Source organism: Microcoleus sp. BM001215392 (assembly GCF_036700185.1).
Taxonomy (GTDB): Bacteria; Cyanobacteriota; Cyanobacteriia; order Cyanobacteriales; family Microcoleaceae; genus Microcoleus.
On sequence record NZ_JAUBOJ010000250.1, the window covers coordinates 1 to 2,714 of the forward strand.

Sequence of the window (2,714 nt, forward strand, 5' to 3'; positions counted from 1 at the left end):
ACCGATATCTTCTACGGCCAAGGCGGAAACGACCTTTTTTGGGGACAAAAAGGAGACGACAAATTCTACGGTGGCACGGGTAATGACAAAGCTTACGGCGGCGATGACAATGACGACCTCCGAGGTGATGAAGGTAGCGACGATTTAAGAGGAGAAAATGGCAATGACACTCTTTACGGCGGTCAAGATAACGACTTCCTCTACGGTGGCGATGACAATGACGAACTTCGCGGCGAACAAGGTGCGGATGACCTCCGAGGAGAAAATGGCAATGACTCTCTCTATGGCGGCACCGAAAATGATTCCTTGTACGGCGGCCAAGGTGAAGACAAACTCTATGGCGAAGAAGGAGACGATAACTTAAAAGGAGAAGAAAACAACGATTCTCTTTACGGCGGAACAGGAAAAGATACCCTCAATGGTGGCACGGGAAATGACGATTTGCGAGGCGAAAAAGGCGATGATTTGTTACAAGGAGAAGCCGGAAACGACACTTTATATGGTGGCGACGACCAAGACAAACTTTACGGTGGATTAAATGCCGACTTACTTTACGGCGAAGCTGGCAACGACCAACTTTTCGGTGAAGATGGCGACGACATTCTCGACGGCGGTAGCGATAACGATACCCTCATCGGAGGTAGTGGCGATGACCAACTCTACGGCCAATCTGGTAACGACATCATCCAAGGAAACACCGGCGAAGACTACGCCGAAGGTGGCAGCGGCCGCGACTTCATTCAAGGCAATGAAGGTAACGACATTCTCTACGGACAAGACGGCAGCGACACCATAGAAGGCAACGCCGATGATGACTACATCGATGGTGGCAGCGGCCAAGATTTGCTGTTCGGCAATACCGGAGATGACAGAATTTACGGACAAGGTGGCAACGATGTCATCCAAGGTAACGAAGGGAACGACTGGCTAGAAGGCGGCGACGGCCAAGACATCATTGATGGGGGTGCCGACGACGATGATATTTACGGACAAGCTGGCGATGACAATCTTTTCGGCAGTCAAGGTCAAGATTACATCGATGGTGGCGATGGCAAAGATACCTTGTTTGGCGGCCTCGATGATGACGTACTTTTAGGTCAAGGTGGCGATGACACTCTCAACGGTAATGCTGGAAATGACGAATTATTTGGCGGTACTGGCAATGACTCGTTAATCGGAGAAATCGGCGATGATTTAATTGACGGCGGTGAAGGAGTCGATCTCGTTAATTACATCAATTCTCCCCGTGGTGTTATCGTTAATATTGACGAAAATAGCGACTACGAAACTAATACCAAGCAACGTTTCAAAGAATTCGTTACCGATGTCAATCCCACCGAATATTACACCGAACTCGAACGAGATTTTGAAATTGCTGCTGGTACTGGTAAAGACGGTTTTGGCAATACCGATGCTTTGAGAAATTTAGAAGATATCATCGGTACTCGCTTTGAAGACATCTTAATTGGCAACGCCAAAGATAACCGAATTTGGGCATTAGAAGGCAACGATTTATTAATTGGCAATGCCGGTAATGACTCATTTTACGGCGGACAAGGCATCGACATTCTCAGCTACCGCCGCGACCCGAACGGCGTTACTGTCAACTTAAAAACAGGCGATGCTACTGACGGCTGGGGAGACCAAGACAAAATTACTGGCATTGAAAATGTCGCCGGTTCTCGTCATGACGATAATATTACCGGCGACGATACGGTTAACGTTATCACTGGTGATGCTGGGAACGATCGCATTTACGGACTCGGCGGCAACGACAAACTCTACGGCGAATTCGGCAACGACTTAATCTACGGCGGCGATGGCGGCGACAGCATCTACGGCAATCAAGACCGAGACACGCTTTACGGCGAAGCAGGCCGAGACTACATCCGAGGTGGCGACGCCGACGACTTAATCTACGCCGGTAGCGATGACGACACCGTAGCTGGAGACGCCGGAAGAGGCAACGACACGATTTTCGGCGAAACAGGCAAAGACCTACTCTACGGCGGCGCTGGCGATGACTACATCTACGGTGGCGCAGACAAAGACACCATCTACGGCGAAGGCGAAAACGACAAACTCTACGGCGAAGGAGACACCGACCTAATCTACGGTGGCACCGGCGACGACGAACTCTCCGGCGGCGACGAAAAAGACACTCTCATCGGTGAAGCCGGCAACGACACACTCAGAGGCGATGCAGGCGACGATACCCTCGACGCCGGAACTGGCAACGATTACCTCTACGGCGGCACCGGCAAAGACACCCTGAATGCAGGCCTCGGCAACGACCAACTTTACGGTGGCGACGATGCCGACATCCTCCTCGGCAAAGAAGGCGACGACAACCTCTACGGCGAAGCGGGCGACGACACCCTCGATGCAGCCGAAGGCAATGACAACCTCTACGGTGGCGACGGTAAAGACTTCCTCGATGCTGGAATTGGCAACGACATTCTTTGGGGAGGTGAAGGCGATGACACTTTATTAGCCAAAGCTGGCGATGACAACCTCTACGGCGAAGGCGGCAACGACATCCTCGATGCAGCCGAAGGCAATGACAACCTCTACGGTGGCGACGGCAAAGACATTCTGGATGCCGGAGTTGGCAACGATTACCTCTGGGGCGGCCAAGGCGATGACACGTTATACGCCAAAGCTGGCGATGACTACCTCTACGGCGAAGGTGGCAACGACTCACTCTTAGCAGC

General features: G+C 51.8%; 1 protein-coding gene. It reads left to right on the forward strand.

Features of this window, described 5'->3' with window-relative positions:
• A partial coding sequence (locus QT974_RS22755; protein WP_442933203.1) for a calcium-binding protein occupies positions 1 to 2,714 on the forward strand: 2,714 nt, incomplete at both ends.